Origin of the sequence: Saccharibacter sp. EH611 (assembly GCF_009834765.1) — a bacterium.
Lineage (GTDB): Bacteria > Pseudomonadota > Alphaproteobacteria > Acetobacterales > Acetobacteraceae > Saccharibacter.
Genome location: NZ_WVHP01000022.1, coordinates 43,472 through 61,853, shown reverse-complemented (window position 1 = coordinate 61,853; position 18,382 = coordinate 43,472). Strand labels below are relative to the sequence as shown.

The window sequence follows — 18,382 nt, the reverse complement described above, 5'->3', positions numbered from 1 at the left end:
CTCTTATTTCCCGATACAAAACTGGCCAAAAATCGTGTCGAGCAAGGCTTCAACATCCACATGCCCGGTTAAACGCCCCAAAGCGCGCATGGCTAAGCGCAGCTCTTCCCCACGAATTTCCGGCCATGGGGCGCTCATCGCACGCTCTAAATGATCGCGCGCTTCCTCCAGCCCTGCACGATGACGGGCCCGCGTTAGAGGAGGGGCCGCACGTTGGCTCATCAACGTCTTCACCACATCACTGAGGACCGCCCGCAGCGGCACAATCCCCTCTGGGCTTTGCGTATGAATGCCAATCTCTCCCTCTAACGCCGGCGCAATGTCAATCTTTGTGCGGACACGGATCGCATCAGGCGCCAGTGTCTCAGCGTCATCACCAGGGCCAACAAGATGCAACACCCGATCCGCCTTTTCTACATGACGCATGGCACGACGGATCCCTTCCGCCTCAATCTCATCATCCGTCTCACGCAGCCCGGCGGTATCAATCAAGCGCAGCTTAATACCATCTAACATCCAGTCCACACTGATCGCATCACGCGTCGTCCCGGCTTTTTGCGTGACGATCGCCGCATCATGCCCGCACAGCGCATTCAACAAGCTCGACTTCCCAACATTAGGTGCCCCTGCGATGACAATCGTCAGGCCTTCACGCGTAATCTCCCCACGTTCATCCTTTAAATGCTCGCTCATCTCGTGGCCTAACGCCCGACACTCCCCAAGCAGCGCTTCTTCCACCTCAGCTGGCAGCTCCTCATCGGGGAAGTCAATCAAGGCCTCTTGCTGCGCAAGCCCCTGCCGTAAACGCTGGCCCCATCCCTGATACAACGCACTGAGGACACCATCAGCTTGGGCAAGCGCTTGCTTTCGCTGGGCTTGTGTTTCCGCATCCACAAGGTCGGCAATCGCTTCTGCCTGAAGCAAGTCTAGCCGCCCTGCTTGAACAGCGCGGCGCGTAAACTCACCCGGCTCGGCAGGCCGTGCACCAAGAGAAACAAGGGCTTGTGCGACCGATTCAATAATCGCTGGGCCGGCATGAAGATGCAGCTCCGCGCTATCTTCTCCCGTATAGGACCGTGGGCCTGGGAGCCAAAGGATCAAAGCGTGATCCAACACCTCTCCATCATGACGCAAAGAGCGTAAACTTGCATAACGTGGAGAGGGTAACGAGCCTGCAAGGCTCTCGAGAATGAACGCACTTTGAGGCCCACTGAGCCGCATAACGGCAATCGCCGCACGGCCAAGCCCGGTCGCGAGTGCAAAAATAGTGGGGGTTTGTGAGGACATGGAGGCAGTCATGGGTGCTTCCATACAGCACTCTTGAAGGAAAATCAGCTTTATTGACGTTCTCAGCTCAAAAAGGCAGCTTAACGCTATGGCTCAGCTTTCTTTTCACACCCCTCTTGGTACCATCACGCTCAGTGAAGACGATGGCCACATTGTCTCTCTGGATGAAGGATGGGGCCGTGACCAAACCGAAACCCCGCTTTTGGTCAAAGCACGCACCTTGTTGCAGGATTATTTCGACGGTGTCAGCGTTGATCTCTCATCCCTTCCAGTACGCCCTTATGGAACGAATTATCAGAAACGCGTCTGGGAAGAGGTGCGTCACATTCCTTTTGGACAGACACGACGCTATGGCGATATCGCGCACGCTGTCGGTGGAAGTGCCCAATCCGTCGGGACAGCCTTGGGCGCAAATATGATCCCGCTGCTTATCCCATGTCATCGAGTTGTCAGTGCCCGTGGGCCTGGTGAGTATTCCGCCTTTGGCGGCGCTGAAGACAAAGTCCGTTTACTCGACCTTGAAAGCGGATTTTAACGCTTCAATCACATCTCACCAAAAAGGGGCCCTGAGGCCCCTTCATGATTAGTTATTCATCGCATCAAAGAAGTCTTGATTAGACTTGCTGTAGCGAAGTTTGTCGAGGAGGAAGTCCATCGCATCCATGGTGCCCATCGGGGCCAAGATACGACGAAGCACCCACATTTTCGACAAGGCAGCACGATCCACCAACAATTCTTCTTTCCGCGTACCAGACTTCGTGATGTCAATCGCAGGGAAGGTGCGTTTATCGGAAAGCTTACGATCAAGGATGAGCTCAGAGTTCCCTGTGCCTTTGAACTCTTCAAAGATCACTTCATCCATGCGAGAGCCCGTGTCGATCAACGCCGTCGCAATAATCGTGAGCGAGCCACCTTCTTCAATGTTACGAGCCGCACCGAAGAAACGCTTTGGACGTTGCAGCGCATTGGCATCCACACCACCGGTCAGCACCTTACCAGAAGACGGAACAACCGTATTATAGGCACGCGCTAAGCGAGTGATGGAATCAAGCAAGATGACCACATCCCGTTTATGCTCAACGAGACGTTTCGCTTTTTCCAACACCATTTCCGTCACCTGAACGTGGCGGTTCGCCGGCTCATCAAAGGTGGACGCCACGACTTCACCGCGCACAGAGCGCGCCATGTCAGTCACTTCTTCAGGACGTTCATCAATGAGAAGAACGATCAGGAAAACGTCAGGATGGTTCGCGGTAATAGACGCCGCAATGCTCTGCAACATCACGGTTTTACCCGTCCGCGGAGGAGCGACGATCAAAGCACGCTGGCCCATCCCGATAGGGGCAACCAGATCAATAACACGCGAGGTATGATCGCGCTGGTCACGGCGGCCTTTACTTTTGGTCGTCTTCGCTGTTTTCTCGTCTTCCTTTGGTTCCGTTTCCATCCGCAAACGACGTTCTGGAAACAAAGGCGTTAGGTTATCAAAATTAATGCGTGATCGGACAGTTTCCGGCGCTTCAAAGTTGATCGTATTGACTTTTAACAGCGAAAAGTAACGCTCTCCGTCACGCGGAGCGCGGATTTCCCCTTCAACCGTATCCCCTGGACGAAGACCAAAACGGCGGACTTGGTTGGGTGAAATATAAATATCATCTGGCCCAGGGAGGAAGTTCGCCTCTGGGCTACGAAGGAAACCAAATCCATCAGGAAGGATCTCAAGAGTTCCTTCCCCGTAAACACTTTGGTCACGCTCTGCCAAGGTTTTGAGAATGGCAAACATGATGTCCTGCTTACGCATGGACGAAGCATTCTCAATATCCAACTCTTCAGCATAGTCGAGCAGATCGGCAGGAGTTTTCTTCTTCAATTCGGCGAGATGCATGAAAATATGCGCCTTGATGTGCCCCTTAAAAGGACAATATCTGACAGAAAGAGAAGATACACCGTCGGCATGGAAGCTCCACCAAGGGAGCCGAGCAAGAACGATAAGCTGAACAAACAGGCTATCAGAACATTTCCCGTAACAAGGACGGGACGAAAAATGGTGTATCCGATGCGGAGGGAACGATCAAAAGCAGGAAAACCTGCCCTGTAAAGATCGCTCTATTCCTTAGAGAAGGACCCTCCGCTCTGTCAAGACGCTCTTCCTTATTATATGACTTTCATCATCGCTTCCGCTGTTCTCAGGGAAAGCGCCATGATCGTTAAGGCTGGGTTTGCCGCCCCTGCACTGGGGAAGGTTGAGTGGTCACTAATCCACAGATTCTCAATGTCAAAGCTTTGCCCATACGGCGTCACCACGGCTTTCGCGCTATCTTTGCCCATACGGCATGTGCCAATCATATGAGCAGCGCGGCTGAAAACACGAATATCTTTTGCATCAACAGAGCGCCATAGAGCTGTCATCACCTCGGTTGCATGACGATGCATAGCCTCTTCATTGGGGCCATAGCTGTAATCAATGCGCGGTTTAGGCAGACCGAAACCGTCCCGTTCCTCTGATAACGTCACGCGGTTTTCATCACGCGGGAGCGTTTCGCCATGCATCCCAATCCCGGCACTATGGTTATATTGGGCCAGTGTTCGCGCTAATGCTTCACCACGTCGGTTACTGCCGCGTGCAAGCCCAGCCGTCCACGTAACGGGCATCATACCCAGAGACTGCAAAAGATAACCGCCCGCAAAATCAGCCCCTTTAGGACGGATCATATCCTCCGTGATGGTCAGGGATGGATACCCCTTATTAGGCCGCATTTCGTCATCAAACACACCCCATACTTGGGTCGAGAGATGAGTCATATAATTGCGGCCCACCAAGCCGGAGCTATTGGCAAGCCCCGTATGAAGCAGTAGACGCGCTGTCTCCACAGCACCAGCGGAGAGCACAACAGAACGGCATTTTTGGCGTTCTTCGCGCCCGGCGCGTTGATAAATCACGGCCGTAATTCGCCCTTGAGTGTCACGCTCAAAGCCTGTGACCATACAGCCCGGGCGTATTTCCCCACCATGAGCAACAGCCATCGGTAGCCAGGTATTATCAGCTCCCGACTTTGAACTATTACGACACCCCTGATGGCACGCTCCGCAATTTTGGCACGCATCACGCCGCCCATAATAAGGCTGGTCACGTTCTTGGGTTACCAAAGCAACGGGGCCATCGGCATGGCGCAAACCGACTTGGTCACACGCATCGCGCATTTTTAACGCAGCGCCATTAGCAGCCGGTGGTGGGTACGCATAACGTCGTTGCGCATCCCATGGATAAGATGCAGGACCGCTCACCCCGATAAAATCCTCAACCCGCTCAATATAAGGGAGCAGCTCATCATAACCGAAAGGCCAATCTTCGCCCTCTCCTGTCTCTGTTTTAAGCTGAAAATCACGCGGGTCCATTCGCGGCAAAAAAGCACCATAATGGAGCAGCGACCCACCAACGCCCGTGCCACTATTATTGCCGCCAAAGGCTTGGGGTGTTGTACCGCCAGAGAGGCGCTCATGCCGCCAATAGAGCTCCTGAGCACCCATTTCATCAGGTGTATAGCGGTTTGGGTCAAATTTAGGCCCAGCTTCTAAAGCCACAACCGTGCGTCCTTGCCGGGCAAGTTCGGCCATTAATGGCGCGCCACCTGCGCCCGTACCGACGATAACGGTATCAACGACTTTATTGGCAGAAAACCGTGTCATTGTCTCATTCATGAACGCACTTCCGTAGATGTGTGTGTACTGGGGTACATGGGGATTGTACGCCCCCATGACCGTGTGGGTACCGAGTACCGGGGACGGTACTGTACCCGGTTATAAAAAGGGGATTGTACACAGCCTTACTGTGGACAATTCTGGATAACGTGCTGCAGCCTTTGAGAATGCTTAGCCTTAGAGTTGTACACAGTGTGAGTAAGCTGGGGTACATTTTTAGAAAGCCGGGTACCACAGTACTCACAGGGTTCTTCTTCATCTCCATCTTTTTCTCTTTTTATATTTATTATTAGGGAGAGAACACTTTCCTGTGCGTTGATCATCTCACACTTACAATCCTTCAAAGAGATCACGTTGGTTTACCCCAACCGCTTGGAAGCCTTGAAGATGGTCATCCCCACCTGTCAGAAGAGCTGAAATATCTAGCGCGTCTTGAACAAACGGATGAGCAAGAAAAGAGCTCATAAGATCAGCGCGAAGATCACAACTCCACAAAGACATCTGATACGGCGATAAAGGTGCAGATACGTCCTTAGAGAGAGAGCCGTCTAAAGCCTGATCAAGCAAGGCTCCACGTTGACCCTCTGAAAGTTCATGATAGGTTCGGTGATAATGTGCTTGTGCATGCACAGCTATGGTTTGTAGACCTTTCTCCCACGCCTCTTGATCTCTTGGGAGATCAGCATAACGCCACCCATCCCGTAATCCTTCTAAGGATTGATCAAGAAGAGATGCTAATGGCACTTTTATCCCATCGGGTAGGAGAAATTGTTGGGGAAGAATATCGTCACAGATTCGCTCTAAAAGCAAAAAAGCATCGTGTGATAGATGGCGAGGTTCTCTGTGAGAACTATCCATACGCTGCAAAAGCAAAGCACGGGTACGTGATGAAAGATGGGCTGATTCTAGGAAAGAAGATGAGGTTAGAGACATAGCAAAGAGACCATTGCAGAAGATATCATGGAACAACTCTTCCCGTTTGGCTGAAAAATACGGTATCGTGAACCGGAAGAGATCTTCTCCTTTAAGAAAAACCTCTTCTTTTAATGTTAATGTCTGCACGACAGGAGCTAAAATGACGGTTGAAATCCAGGTGCCCGTTTTGGGTGAAAGCCTCAACACGGCAACAGTGGCACGCTGGTTAAAAAAGCCCGGAGAGTATGTGCAGGCTGGTGAGACCATTGTTGAGCTTGAAACCGATAAAGTAACGCTTGATGTGCCTGCCCCTACGTCAGGCCAGCTTCAAAAGGGGCGGCCTGAAGGCGAGGATGTGGACGTTGGCCATGTGTTGGCAACAATTGATGAAGATGCCACGCCTCCTACTGCCCCCCAAAATGCTGAGAAGACTGTAGCAGAGAAAGAAGATGCGCCATCTCCTGCACAAGAAGCTCCCTCAGCGCCACAAAAGGCGCCTGAGGCACCTGTAGAGGAGAAAATGCCCAGCGCACCTGTCCTGCCGTCAGATCCCTCAGAGGGCGAACGACGGGTGCCTATGAGCCGATTGCGTAAAACCATTGCACGCAATCTTAAAGAGGCACAGAACACAGCCGCTCTTTTAACGACATTCAACGAAGTCGATATGACCGCTGTGCGTGAGCTACGCGCGCTGTATCGGGATCAATTCGCTGAAAAACATGAGGGCACGCGCCTTGGGTTTATGTCTTTTTTCGCAAAAGCTGTGACGGGTGCGTTAAAAGATTACCCAGCTTTGAATGCCCGTATTGATGGCGATGAAGTCGTTTACCGTGATCATGTCAATCTCGGTATTGCGGTAGGGACAGAACGGGGGCTTGTTGTGCCTGTGTTACGACAGGCCGAGACACTGAGTTTCGCGTCGATTGAGCGTCAAGTTGCTGATTACGGCAAGCGTGCACGCTCAGGGACGCTCGCTCTCGAAGAATTAAGCGGGGGAAGCTTTACCATTACTAATGGCGGTATTTTTGGTTCGCTTTTGTCCACTCCGATCGTCAATGGCCCTCAATCGGGGGTTTTAGGTATGCATGCCATCCAAGAACGCCCTGTTGCACGCAATGGCGAGGTGGTGATTCGTCCCATGATGTATGTGGCACTGACATATGATCATCGACTGGTTGATGGGCGTGAAGCGGTGAGTTTTTTAGTAAGGCTTAAAGAATTGATTGAAGACCCAAGACGGCTTCTCTTGGATTTATAAGCTACTGTTATGCGTATAAAAAAGCCCGACCTTTCATCTCTGAAGGGTCGGGCTTTTTAACGAATGATGCCTAGATGGGCACGAAAAGCTTAGTGGCCCCAGTTTGAGGGAAGCTTTCCACCATTTTGAGCGAGTTCTGAGTAGACTTGCTTGATCAGCCACACATTCATTGTCGCGGTATCATTTTTATCACCGCTATAATGAAGTTCATCAGCAAGTTTCTGACGGGCTGTCAGAGAGCTATCCAACCCAAGAAGTTTCAGCAGATCCACAATTGAGGTCTGATAATTCGAAGGTTGACCAGCTTTAGCCGCGAGGTCTTTAAGCACAGCTTCAACATCGACCTGCGCAACAGAAGGGGCGGCAGTGCCAGATTCAGCAGAAGGAGCTGACGCAGCCTGTGGTGCTTCAGCCGCTTGAGCGGAGGAAGACCCCGTAGCGAAATGAACGACCTTAGAGACGATATCGCTAAACAATCCCATGAGAAAACTCCTTTGTCATGACAGAAAACCTTTCCTACCGAAGAAGAGGTAGGAAAGGCATGATCATGACTTAGTAACGGTAAAGATCGTGTTTAAAAGGCCCCTCGACAGAGACGCCAATATAATCAGCTTGGGCTTTGGTCATTTTAGAAAGTTTCGCACCAACCTTCTCAAGGTGAAGGGCAGCAACTTTTTCATCAAGGATTTTAGGCAACGTATAAACTTTAGCTTCATACGTACCGGGTTCTGATGTCCAAAGCTCAATCTGAGCCAATGTCTGGTTGGTGAAAGAAGCAGACATCACAAAGGATGGATGGCCTGTCGCATTCCCCAGATTGACCAAGCGGCCCTCAGAAAGAAGAATAATGCGGCGGTTTGGTGCTAACTCGATTTCATCAACCTGTGGCTTAATGTTAGTCCATTTATGGTTGCGCAGGGCAGAGACCTGAATCTCGCTGTCAAAATGGCCAATGTTAGAAACAATAGCGCGGTCTTTCATGGCACGCATATGCTCAATGGTGATGATATCTTCGTTACCTGTGCAGGTGACAAAAATATCGCCACGTGGAGCGGCATCGTCCATTGTGACGACTTCATAACCTTCCATGGCAGCCTGAAGAGCGCAGATAGGGTCGACTTCTGTCACCAGAACACGGCAACCTGCATTGCGGAGGGAGGCAGCAGAGCCTTTACCCACATCACCGTACCCTGCAACAACAGCAACCTTACCGGCCATCATCACATCGGTGCCACGGCGGATGGCATCGACCAAGCTTTCACGACATCCATAAAGATTATCGAACTTGGATTTTGTGACACTGTCATTGACGTTGAAGGCAGGGACTTTCAGCTTTCCTTCGCGCTCCATTTCCCACAGACGATGCACACCCGTGGTTGTTTCTTCAGACAGACCACGCACATCCTTGAGGAGTTCAGGATATTTTTCATGCATCAATGTGGTGAGGTCACCCCCGTCATCAAGGATCATGTTAGGTGTCCACCCATCAGGGCCCTTGACGGTCTGTTCAATGCACCACCAAAACTCCTCGTCTGTTAGACCTTTCCAAGCGAAGACTGGCACCCCAGCAGCGGCAATAGCAGCGGCAGCTTGATCTTGTGTAGAGAACACATTGCAAGAAGACCAACGCACGCTTGCCCCTAAAGCGACGAGCGTTTCAATCAGCACAGCGGTCTGAATAGTCATATGCAGGCAACCGGCGATGCGTGCCCCTGCGAGAGGCTGACTCTCACCATATTCCTCGCGAAGAGCCATCAAACCTGGCATTTCACCTTCAGCAATGGAGATTTCTTTGCGACCCCAATCCGCAAGGGAAAGATCGCGAACTTTATAGTCCTGTGTCGCCATGACATATTCCTTATCTGTCAGTCATTGGGTTGATGGAAATGGAGCAGAACGTAAACGCTCTTCTAGTCCCCATAACGATAGAGAGAACTATAAAGCTTTGCTCAAGAGGTGGAAAGAAGAGGCTGCTTCTTCCACAGAACATTCAGAAAAAATGTATTTAATATTGCGTTTGACGATATGACGTGTCAGAGACCGGAAGATTATATGGAGTGAAGACCATTATGACGTGGAGATCTTCATTCTATAAATGTTTTTGGTGATGTTTCTGCCATGAAGGGAGGATGCCGTGTCCGATAACACTGCCCGCAACTTTCCCTTCACAGTGTTAGATCCATCGCTGCGCGGGGGTAAAAAGCCCACGATTGCTCACGGGCTTGTCTGGGCGATTGGTGTCTCCCCTGGGCAAGAGCTTCACTCTTTAAATGCAGAGACCGTTCAAGCGCTTCTTGCTCCCTCTCCGTCGTCAAATGCTTATCTGGATAGAGCAACCCGAGGGTGGGACTGGGCGTGGCTGCATTTTGATACGGTGCATAGTTCAGCACGCGCCCATGTCGCACAACTTAGAGATTTTCCCGAAGAAGCCGGGGCCATGCTGGCTGAAACGGATTACAGCATTGCTCTTGAAGCAGAAGATGATCGCGTATGGGGCGCTTTGCCTGCTTTTGATGATGCTCTTGCTGAAGAAGACCGTGAGATTTGTGCATGGCGCTTTGCGATGAGCGAGGAGCTGCTCATTACAACGCGCCGCACGCCAATCCCAGTGTTAGGGACGGCTTATCGGTCATTACGAGGGCGTGGTATTCCGCCTAATCCTGCTGGTGTTATTGACCGTGTATTGCGTGATTTTACAGGCACGGTGCGGCGTCAGTTGGCTCAGCTTGATGATGAGCTTGACCGTGCTGAGGATGTTTTGCTGACCATTGAGCATGGCTCCGACCTTGGGCATTTGGGGGGCATTGTTGGTAAAGTGCGGCGCCGGGCGACGGAGCTTCGGCGTGTGGTGATGCCGATTGATCGTGTGCTGCGTGATGAAGATTTGGAACTGCCTGAATGGGCCGAAGATGATTTGCGCGACCGCGCTGAACAGCAAATTCACGCAGCGCTTGACGACCTTATTGCGCTTCAAGACCGTGCGCGTTCGCTGCAAGATGAGCTCGCATCAGGCCAAGCTGAAGAAACTAACCGCCGTCTTTATATTCTCACTATTGTCACGACGCTCATGCTTCCAGCAACGTTTGTGACTGGATTCTTTGGCATGAACACGGGAGGCATGTTCCTTGCTGAGGGTGGATGGGGAACTGTGCTCGCTGGGGGGTGCTGCTTTCTTTCTATGGCTGTGACCTTTATTTTTATGAAGTTAGCTCGTTTGCTGTAGGGGTGAGTTTGTACTTCTTTTACCGGAAAGAGCGTATTTTTTCGATCACGTTATAGACAGAAGCTTGATGTGATCCCATCTGTGTAGAAGGATGATATCCTTTCCGCGAAAAATCAGAACGGTCGATTAGAGAAACAGGATCAATTGTCTTTACTCTTTAGTGGTCATGATTACAGTCAAGACCAGATAGAAAGGTAGGAGACCTTAAATGTCTGATAATACACTACGCACAACAGCAGGTGCTCCCTGGGGGAGCAACCAAGATAGTAAGTCTGCTGGTCCACGTGGCCCGCTTTTATTAGAGAATTATCAACTTCTTGAAAAGCTGGCTCACCAGAATCGTGAACGTATTCCAGAACGTACCGTTCACGCGAAAGGTTCCGGTGCTCACGGAACGCTGACCATCACCAATGATATCAGCAAATATACGCGCGCTAAGATTTTCTCTGAAGTCGGGAAGAAGACGGATATGTTCATCCGCTTCTCAACCGTCGCAGGGGAAATGGGCGCAGCTGATGCTGAGCGTGACGTTCGCGGTTTCTCGATGAAGTTCTATACGGAAGAAGGGAACTGGGATCTTGTTGGGAACAACACCCCCGTTTTCTTTGTCCGTGATCCAATCAAGTTCCCAGACTTTATCCATACGCAAAAGCGTCATCCACGCACTAATATGCGTTCAGCAACAGCGATGTGGGACTTTTGGTCTTTGTCACCAGAAAGCTTGCATCAGGTTGCCATTCTGATGTCTGACCGTGGTCTTCCAAAAGGCTATCGTCATATTAATGGGTACGGCAGCCACACCTATTCTTTGTGGAATGAAAAGGGTGAGCGTTACTGGGTGAAGTTCCACTTCAAAACCCAACAAGGGCATGAGTTCTATACGAACGAAGAAGCCGCTAAGGTTGTTGGGGGAGACCGTGAATCCTCACAAGCTGACTTGTATAACGCGATTGAGCGTGGCGACTTCCCACGTTGGAACGTGTATATTCAGGTCATGGAAGAAGAAGAAGCAGAACGCGTTAACTTCAACCCATTCGATGTGACAAAGGTTTGGTCGCACAAGGACTATCCTCTGATTGAAGTGGGCGTGATGGAGCTTAACCGTAACCCAGACAACTACTTTGCTGAGGTTGAGCAGTCTTCCTTCTCCCCATCGAACATCGTGCCTGGGATTGGTTTCTCACCTGATAAAATGCTTCAGGGTCGTATCTTTGCTTATGCGGATGCCCATCGCTACCGCGTTGGCACACATTACGAATCTCTGCCCATTAACCGTCCAAAGTTCCCTGTGAAGAATTATCACAAGGACGGTGCCATGCGCTTTGATGAGCCAAAAACTGGGGATGGTGGCTTTTACGAGCCTAATTCTTTCGGTGGGCCTGTTGAGGATAAAAGCGCCATTGAGCCGCCATTGCGTGTCAGTGGTGACGCAGCTTACTACGAACATCGCTCAGATGGAGATGATTATACTCAAGCAGGTAATCTCTTCCGTCTCTTTGATGATGCTCAGAAGCAGCGCTTCTTCAACAACATCGCAGGTGCGATGGCAGGTGTACCGCAGCACATTATTGACCGTCAGCTTGGTCATTTTGAAAAAGCTGATCCAGCGTGGGCTGAAGGGGTGCGCAAAGCACTCGCAGGCTAAGGCTTTGTAGAAAGCAGGCTTTGCCGCGTAAGAAAGACACATAGAAACCCTCCTCCAGCTTCTCTGGGGGAGGGTTTTTGTATGACAGGTTTATGATTTTTAGAGGAGAAACATTTAGGGAGGGCCTTTTTCAAAGATTTAAATTAAATTTTATTTTATAAGCGCCTTTCACTGTTTTCCTCATAAAGGGTGCAAAGCTTTATGGTGTGTGTGCGTGACATGCAGGCTGTCTCTTTTCTAGCTGCTTTGGCATTTCCTCTTCCTGCGTGGGCAGAAGATGGAACAGAAGCCATCAAAGAGCTTCAGCGTGAAGTCAAAGAGATGCGTTCACAGATGCAAGGTGAAATTAATCATCTCGAACAAGATTTAGCACGCGAACATGCGCTTCGAGAGCGTGAACATGCGTCTCTTGTTGCTATGGAAAAGCGGTTGAACAACCAAACGGCTTCGTTACGTCCAACGACGTCCACAAAGAAGCAAAATGTAGAAAGGCCAATAATAGTCCGCACGCGTATGGTCTTACCAGCATCTTCAGCGTCCATTGTTGTCGCGCAGAAGAGGGAGGAGGCTCATCATGAACACCCTCATGATGAGGTCGCACAGACGCAGTTTGTGTCTTCTGAGCAGCCTTCTCCTTCTCCAGCAGCGCCGAAAAATACATCGTTAATGCCCGTATGGACGCGTCCTTCACGATCTGATCAATGGGTAGAAGGGCGTAATACTCCACCAGATCATGGGTTAGACCTTTCTCTTTCAGACTTCAAACAGGCCACCGAAGAAGCTGAAGTGATGGAAATTGGTGGAATGCGGATTGGCTTTCCTTCAGGTCGTCCGACTCTTTCATCGAAAGATGGACGCTACGCTTTTTCAGTCGGTCTTGTCGCGCATATTGATATTGGTGGTTTCCCCTCGTCAGACGGACAGCGTTATGGCGGGGTAGGACGTTTTGCGAAGCTGAATGAAAATGCACGTCGCCTACGTCTACCTTTAAGCTGGCGATATAATAATTTCATCGTTTCTCTCACCCCCGAATGGGGACGGACTGTTGATGGAACAGCTGGGCTTTACGAAGCGAATATGACCTATACGGGCTTTAAAAACAGCAAGCTTGTCTTAGGTTATTACCAGCCACGTGTGACGCTTTATGATTCTGAGAGCTCTAACGATTTCCAACTGATGGAACGCCCAGCTATTTCAGAGGTTGTGCGCCTTATCTCTGCGGGTGATGCGCGTATGACGATCGGTGGTAAAACCCATGGGAAAGATTGGTTTGCCAGCGCCTATCTCACAGGTCAAACATATGGGGATCGCACAGCAGATCCGACGATCTCAGATAGCCAAGTGGGGTCGGTATTGCGTGTTGCGGGGCGGCCTGTTCACTCAAAAGATTGGGATCTCCATCTTGGTGCATCTGCCACCATGTCCTTTAAACGTAATCAAAATGCGCAGGGGCGTGTTTTGGCGTTAACGGATCGTCCTGAAACGCGATTAACCAACGAACGCCTTGTCGGCACAGGGACGTTGTTAGGGGTTAAAAATGCGTGGGCCGTAGGGCCAGAAATTGCCTTACGGTATCAGTCTTTATTATTGCAGGCTGAATATTATCATGTTGGTGTTACACGTGAGCAGCAGCAACGCCAACAGCCGACGCCTCATCTTGGTTTTGATGGCTATTATGTTTCCGCAGGGTATACGCTCATTGGGCGTTCACGTCGCTATCGTGATTCATCCGCTGCCTTTACGTCTCCACAAGCAATAGATGAATTTGACCCGACAAAAGGTCATTGGGGAGCACTTGAGGTGGTCGGACGCTGGAGTGTGATGGATTTTAATAGTGGCCTCAAGCGAGGCGCTTCACCGTCATTGACAGGCGGCGTGCAGGGTGGAAAGCAGAATGTGCTTTCTGGTGGTTTAAACTGGTATCTTAACCGTCATTATCGCGTTCAGGTTCAATATAGTCATATTCACGCGACACCTTCACGAACGGTCGGCACAACCAATAATCAGGGGCGAACCATTAATATGATTGGGTCACGCTTTCAGGCTGCTTTCTAATATTTCAATAAAGTAAAGGCGGGGAATTCCCCGCCTTTACTCTCTTTTCTAAAAGAACGTCTAATTAAGCGTCAGCTCCTGCAACGGAAGCTCCTTCCTTAAGACGTTTAACCGTAAAGGTTTGTTGAGTATCACCTTCCCAGCCCTTCAGCGTAACACGCAGCTCTTTCCCAGGAGCAAGCTCGCCAATGGCGCGAAGCTGATCAGCTTCGCGGCCCATCATGAACTGGAAGTCGTTTAGCACAACGACATTATCCCCCTCTGGGCGGAAATGAGCAGGCTCACATTCCTGACCTTTGGCATCCAACACGGTTGCAACAGTACGGTCGAACAATGCCGACAAACCATTGAGCATTTCAAAGGTCATGGGTGTCAGCTTTTCCCACCCCATCAGGCTGGCTGCATTAAAATGGGTCAGCTCATTGCGTGGGTTGATACTGAACCATGTGTCACGGTCTTTAACACGCAGGCCAATCAGATTGTCACCTGCATCGACCATTTCAATATCTGGCAGGGAGCGTGGAAGAGAAGAGCGCTTGCGCAGCACTGCTGTTGATGGGAGGTTCAACGGTACAGGGGCTAAAGCAAAAAGGTCTGGATATTCATTAGGTGTGAACGGACGACGGATCAATTCATCACGGATCGGGTCGTGATCAATAATATGACCAAACCAATCGATTAGCCATAGACGGGTCAGGGATACTGAATCACTCATATACAATTCCTCCAGAATTTATATTGTTATTCCACGATACCGAAGCAACTTATCGGCTGATTTGAAGGCATTTCATCATAACACCAGATAAAGCTGCTTTCTCAGAGGAGCGGAAACTTCCAAAACTTGGATCAATCCCATTCCCTACCTGCGCAGATAGATAATACTTGTATATGTCAAGATAAAGGGTGAAGTGGCTAAAAATATGACGAATTTGTCCACAATACTCCCATTTTCTATCTAATGGAGCGTAATGGAATGCGTCTGAGGGAGTCCATGGCTTATCTGTCCAAGGTGTACCGGGTAATTCATCTGTTCCGCCTAATAGTCCTTTATTGGGTCGTTGTCTGAGAAGGATATTGCCTTCTTGGTCTATTAAATAAAAATGCGCGCCATAGCGATTGGGGCGTGGTTTTTTAGGGGCGCGTTGAGGAAGGAGAGAAGCTTGGCCTGCTTTGTGTCCTTGGCACGTGAGGTGCCATGGGCAGGTAAGGCATGATGGCTGACGTGGCGTGCAAATTGTTGCGCCAAGGTCAAAAAGGGCCTGCGCAAAGTCAGAAGGGCGTTGTTGAGCGCTAGCACCTTCGTTAAGCGTTGCCGCTTTTCGTGCCAGTAAAGGCCGAGATTTTGGGAGCGGGTCGGAAATGTTAAAGAGGCGTGCGGTGACACGTTCAACATTGCCATCAACGGGGACAAAAGGACGGTTAAAGGCAATCGCAGCAACAGCGCGAGCTGTGTAGGCACCAATTCCGGGTAACGCTAAAAGCGCGTTAAGCTCTGAAGGGAAAGAGCCCATTTCAGCGATACGCTGGGCGCAAGCATGGAGGTTGCGTGCACGGGCATAATATCCAAGCCCAGCCCACAAGCGTAAAACCTCGTCTTGCGGTGCGGAAGCGAGATCCGTAATCTGGGGGAACTTTTCGAGAAAGCGCTTATAATAAGGTGTAACCGTCTGCACAGTCGTTTGTTGCAGCATGATTTCACTCAACCAGACATGATAAGGGTTGGCTGTCTGGCCGGGTTTGGCACGCCACGGTAAATCACGCCGGTGACGGTCATACCAACGGAGAAGAGAAGATGTATCGGGTGTCACACAGGTGGATATGATGAAAAAACAGACGTCCGACAAGAGTGAGAACCAAAAACTAAAATCAATGCGTTCTACGTCTGCCAAAAAACGCTCGGCTTCTCAGCCGCCGTCACGGACACGGAAGGGGATGATGATTGGTGCGCTGGTTCCTTCAGTAACGAAACCAGCCTTTAAGCGGAAATCACCGCTTTTTATGCGGCTTATTTTGGATTGGGAATCTATCGTCGGGCCTTCTATGGCCCAGCAAAGCGAACCATGCCGATTGCGACCGGGGGTGCTGACGCTTCGCTGTTCTGGCCCAATGGCGATGGAAATTCAATACGCTATTCCCCAGCTTTTAGAGCGGATTAATACAGCCTGTGGTTTGCGTGGGGAGGGGGCGATCCAGCAGATTAAGCTCGTGCAAGACCGGAAGATTGCCGCTGCACGACCCGTTACAAAAAAGGCCGCCTCCCCCACCTCTGTAACATTGCCAGAAATGGAAGAGGGGCCTGTGCGAGACGCGCTTGAGCGCCTTGGCGGGCATATTGCTGCCCGCTCAAAAGATCGCCGCTCTTAGCTGTTCTCACTACCGATAATGGCAGAAGCGGGATAGCCCTGTGCAAAGAGATGGGCACGCATTCCGCAGAAATTCACCTGACGTTCGATGGTTTTACGAACATTTGGCTTTGCGTGATAGGCGATCCCCATTCCCGCAGCGCTCAGCATCGGGATATCGTTTGCGCCATCCCCTGTGGTGATGGAGGCTTGCAGCTTTACGCCGCGCTCAGCGCAGAGGCGTTCGAGGTGTGTTTTCTTTTCGTCTGGGCCGAGGATCGGGCCGAGAAGCTGACCGGTGATGACACCGTTTTTGATCTCAAGATCATTGCCGTAATGTTCATCAAAGCCACAAAGTGGCGCAGCACGGGCCGTAAACCAGTCAAACCCACCAGAGATCAGCGCTGTGCGAGCGCCGTTGGCTTTCATGGTTTGTACCAGCTCATGCGCACCCTCGGTAAAATTGAGAGCATGCAGTACTTCGTCGAGCAGGGATTCAGGCTGTCCTGCCAACACGATGGTGCGCTCACGCAGGGAAGTAGCAAAATCCATCTCACCATTCATGGCGCGATTGGTAATCTCGGCAATTTTCTCGCCTGTGCCGGTGCGTCTTGCGAGCTCATCCAACGTTTCGCCAGCAAAAATAGTGCTGTCCATATCGGAGATCAGCACGGCTTTGCGGCGGCCACGGGTTTTGTTGAGAATCGCATCAACTTTAAAAGGGGATAATGTTGCGCGGATTGTTTCCGGCGTTGGGGCGCCAGCTTCTGGCGTTGGGCAAGGGATATCGACCGCTTCACCCTCAGACAGGGTGACAGGGGCCTCGCCTTTGACCAAATTGCGCGCAATATCAATAGCTTCGTTGGACAAAGTACCGTGTTTGCGGTTTGCAACGAGGGTAAGGACATAGGGAAGGGACATGACAGCTCTCGCTAACAGCTCAGAAGATATGGCAGAACAGCACGATGAATGCTCCTGATAACGCGGTCATTGTGGCCGGCCCAACCTGTTCGGGCAAGTCAGCATTAGCGCTTCATTTGGCAAGGCAGTGTTGCGGTGTCGTCATTAATGCGGATTCCATGCAGGTTTACCGCGACTTACACATCCTTACAGCTCGCCCTACGGGGGCTGATGAAGCGGCTGTTCCCCATCGTCTTTACGGTGTTTTGGAGGCATCCCAGCCAGGAAGTGTGGCATGGTGGCGACAACAAGCACTAAAAATCATGCAAGAGTGCTGGGCAGAAGGGCGCTTGCCCATTCTGTGTGGAGGCACAGGCATGTATCTGCGTGCTTTGACGGATGGCTTGGTTGAAGTGCCAGACCCCGGAGATCAAGCGCGCCATCAAGCACGGGCTCTTTTGGCAGACATAGGCCCAGAAGCTTTGCATGAGCGTTTGAGCCAGATGGATCCAGAAACAGCATCGCGCCTCAAGCCCAATGATTCTCAACGTATTGCACGTGCGTGGGAGGTGCGCATGGGCACGGGACGTGGCTTGGCCGCGTGGCAGCGAGAGCCGGCTCTTCCAGCAGCACCGTGTCGTTTTGTTTCTGTTCGCCTTGATCCTCCGCGCGACGAGCTTCGTGCGGCGATTGCACGTCGGTTTGATGCTATGCTTGAGGCGGGGGCCTGCGATGAAGTCGCCGCGTTGCTTGCTCAGAATTTGCCTGACACTGTGCCAGCCATGCGGGCGCATGGTGTTCCCGAGCTTGCACGCGTGCTGCGTGGGGAGTCTTCCCTAGAAGAAGCGCGAGAAACTGCGGTTCGTGCCATTGGGCGTTATACGCGCAGGCAGGCCACCTGGTTCCGCCATCATCGCCTTGGTCGAGAGGGTGATGACATGGTTTCATTTCACAGAATGAGCGAAAGTACGCAACTTTTGAAAAGAGAAATGCAAAAAATTGAAAATTTTATTCAAAACCGAATTGACCCGTCCTAGGATAGCGTTCTAGAGGAGAAG

At 51.0% G+C, this 18,382-nt stretch carries 16 protein-coding genes; 7 read left to right on the top strand and 9 right to left on the bottom strand.

Features of this window, described 5'->3' with window-relative positions:
* Positions 1–3 precede the first annotated feature (3 nt).
* On the bottom strand, positions 4–1,287 hold the full coding sequence (mnmE, locus tag GS535_RS07495) for a tRNA uridine-5-carboxymethylaminomethyl(34) synthesis GTPase MnmE (RefSeq protein ID WP_160799192.1): 1,284 nt from the start codon (positions 1,285–1,287) through the stop codon (positions 4–6).
* A gap of 88 nt (positions 1,288–1,375) precedes the next feature.
* Between mnmE and GS535_RS07490 the strand changes: the two genes are divergently transcribed.
* Positions 1,376–1,822 (top strand): methylated-DNA--[protein]-cysteine S-methyltransferase, encoded by a 447-nt coding sequence (locus GS535_RS07490; protein ID WP_160791786.1) that lies wholly within the window; start codon positions 1,376–1,378, stop codon positions 1,820–1,822.
* A 48-nt stretch (positions 1,823–1,870) separates the two neighbouring features.
* Here the strand turns inward: GS535_RS07490 and rho are convergent, their stop codons facing one another.
* From rho to GS535_RS07475, 3 genes are all read right to left on the bottom strand, one after another.
* Entirely contained in the window at positions 1,871–3,172 is a 1,302-nt protein-coding gene (gene rho / locus GS535_RS07485) for a transcription termination factor Rho (RefSeq protein ID WP_160791785.1), read from the bottom strand.
* A gap of 269 nt (positions 3,173–3,441) precedes the next feature.
* Positions 3,442–4,986, bottom strand: coding sequence for a GMC family oxidoreductase (locus GS535_RS07480; RefSeq protein ID WP_237442238.1), 1,545 nt, complete (start codon positions 4,984–4,986; stop codon positions 3,442–3,444).
* A 330-nt stretch (positions 4,987–5,316) separates the two neighbouring features.
* On the bottom strand, positions 5,317–5,919 hold the full coding sequence (locus GS535_RS07475) for a gluconate 2-dehydrogenase subunit 3 family protein (protein WP_160791784.1): 603 nt from the start codon (positions 5,917–5,919) through the stop codon (positions 5,317–5,319).
* Positions 5,920–6,061: 142 nt separating this feature from the next.
* On the opposite strand from GS535_RS07475, the gene sucB reads away from it, so the two are divergent.
* A complete protein-coding gene (sucB, locus tag GS535_RS07470; RefSeq protein WP_160791783.1) occupies positions 6,062–7,159 on the top strand; it encodes a dihydrolipoyllysine-residue succinyltransferase in 1,098 nt (365 codons plus the stop codon).
* 89 nt (positions 7,160–7,248) lie between these two features.
* Here the strand turns inward: sucB and GS535_RS07465 are convergent, their stop codons facing one another.
* Entirely contained in the window at positions 7,249–7,641 is a 393-nt protein-coding gene (locus tag GS535_RS07465) for a DUF3597 domain-containing protein (RefSeq protein ID WP_160791782.1), read from the bottom strand.
* Between the two features lie 70 nt (positions 7,642–7,711).
* Positions 7,712–9,007 (bottom strand): adenosylhomocysteinase, encoded by a 1,296-nt coding sequence (ahcY, locus tag GS535_RS07460; protein ID WP_018979903.1) that lies wholly within the window; start codon positions 9,005–9,007, stop codon positions 7,712–7,714.
* Positions 9,008–9,293: 286 nt separating this feature from the next.
* On the opposite strand from ahcY, the gene GS535_RS07455 reads away from it, so the two are divergent.
* From GS535_RS07455 to GS535_RS07445, 3 genes are all read left to right on the top strand, one after another.
* Positions 9,294–10,382: a CorA family divalent cation transporter gene (locus GS535_RS07455; RefSeq protein ID WP_160791781.1), complete on the top strand. Its 1,089-nt coding sequence runs from the start codon at positions 9,294–9,296 to the stop codon at positions 10,380–10,382.
* 208 nt (positions 10,383–10,590) lie between these two features.
* The gene (locus GS535_RS07450) at positions 10,591–12,027 is read left to right on the top strand and encodes a catalase (RefSeq protein WP_160791780.1); all 1,437 of its coding nucleotides are present in this window, start codon (positions 10,591–10,593) and stop codon (positions 12,025–12,027) included.
* 201 nt (positions 12,028–12,228) lie between these two features.
* Positions 12,229–14,082 carry an OprO/OprP family phosphate-selective porin gene (locus GS535_RS07445; protein ID WP_160791779.1) on the top strand — a complete coding sequence of 618 codons (1,854 nt, stop codon included), beginning with the start codon at positions 12,229–12,231 and terminating at the stop codon, positions 14,080–14,082.
* A 64-nt stretch (positions 14,083–14,146) separates the two neighbouring features.
* Here GS535_RS07445 and GS535_RS07440 read toward each other — a convergent pair whose 3' ends face one another.
* Together GS535_RS07440 and mutY are read right to left on the bottom strand one after the other, a co-directional pair.
* Positions 14,147–14,797, bottom strand: a complete 651-nt coding sequence (locus GS535_RS07440) for a hypothetical protein (protein WP_160791778.1) — start codon at positions 14,795–14,797, stop codon at positions 14,147–14,149.
* A 49-nt stretch (positions 14,798–14,846) separates the two neighbouring features.
* Complete coding sequence (mutY, locus tag GS535_RS07435) at positions 14,847–15,890, bottom strand: A/G-specific adenine glycosylase (RefSeq protein WP_160791946.1); 1,044 nt, start codon at positions 15,888–15,890, stop codon at positions 14,847–14,849.
* 61 nt (positions 15,891–15,951) lie between these two features.
* Here mutY and GS535_RS07430 point away from each other — a divergent pair, with 61 nt between their 5' ends.
* Complete coding sequence (locus GS535_RS07430; protein WP_160791777.1) at positions 15,952–16,446, top strand: DUF721 domain-containing protein; 495 nt, start codon at positions 15,952–15,954, stop codon at positions 16,444–16,446.
* Here the strand turns inward: GS535_RS07430 and serB are convergent.
* Positions 16,443–17,345 (bottom strand): phosphoserine phosphatase SerB, encoded by a 903-nt coding sequence (gene serB, locus GS535_RS07425; protein WP_160791776.1) that lies wholly within the window; start codon positions 17,343–17,345, stop codon positions 16,443–16,445. The genes GS535_RS07430 and serB overlap by 4 nt on opposite strands.
* Before the next feature lie 44 nt (positions 17,346–17,389).
* On the opposite strand from serB, the gene miaA reads away from it, so the two are divergent.
* Positions 17,390–18,361, top strand: coding sequence for a tRNA (adenosine(37)-N6)-dimethylallyltransferase MiaA (gene miaA, locus GS535_RS07420; protein WP_160791775.1), 972 nt, complete (start codon positions 17,390–17,392; stop codon positions 18,359–18,361).
* The last annotated feature ends 21 nt before the right edge of the window (positions 18,362–18,382 follow it).

Bases quoted from the DNA above. Each gene is read 5' to 3' on its own strand.
- GS535_RS07430 (WP_160791777.1), top strand. From the start codon at position 15,952: ATGCGTTCTACGTCTGCCAAAAAACGCTCGGCTTCTCAGCCGCCGTCA.
- rho (WP_160791785.1), bottom strand. From the start codon at position 3,172: ATGCATCTCGCCGAATTGAAGAAGAAAACTCCTGCCGATCTGCTCGAC.
- sucB (WP_160791783.1), top strand. From the start codon at position 6,062: ATGACGGTTGAAATCCAGGTGCCCGTTTTGGGTGAAAGCCTCAACACG.
- GS535_RS07465 (WP_160791782.1), bottom strand. From the start codon at position 7,641: ATGGGATTGTTTAGCGATATCGTCTCTAAGGTCGTTCATTTCGCTACG.
- GS535_RS07480 (WP_237442238.1), bottom strand. From the start codon at position 4,986: ATGAATGAGACAATGACACGGTTTTCTGCCAATAAAGTCGTTGATACC.
- miaA (WP_160791775.1), top strand. From the start codon at position 17,390: ATGAATGCTCCTGATAACGCGGTCATTGTGGCCGGCCCAACCTGTTCG.
- GS535_RS07445 (WP_160791779.1), top strand. From the start codon at position 12,229: ATGGTGTGTGTGCGTGACATGCAGGCTGTCTCTTTTCTAGCTGCTTTG.
- serB (WP_160791776.1), bottom strand. From the start codon at position 17,345: ATGTCCCTTCCCTATGTCCTTACCCTCGTTGCAAACCGCAAACACGGT.
- GS535_RS07490 (WP_160791786.1), top strand. From the start codon at position 1,376: ATGGCTCAGCTTTCTTTTCACACCCCTCTTGGTACCATCACGCTCAGT.
- GS535_RS07450 (WP_160791780.1), top strand. From the start codon at position 10,591: ATGTCTGATAATACACTACGCACAACAGCAGGTGCTCCCTGGGGGAGC.
- GS535_RS07475 (WP_160791784.1), bottom strand. From the start codon at position 5,919: ATGTCTCTAACCTCATCTTCTTTCCTAGAATCAGCCCATCTTTCATCA.
- ahcY (WP_018979903.1), bottom strand. From the start codon at position 9,007: ATGGCGACACAGGACTATAAAGTTCGCGATCTTTCCCTTGCGGATTGG.
- GS535_RS07440 (WP_160791778.1), bottom strand. From the start codon at position 14,797: ATGAGTGATTCAGTATCCCTGACCCGTCTATGGCTAATCGATTGGTTT.
- mnmE (WP_160799192.1), bottom strand. From the start codon at position 1,287: ATGTCCTCACAAACCCCCACTATTTTTGCACTCGCGACCGGGCTTGGC.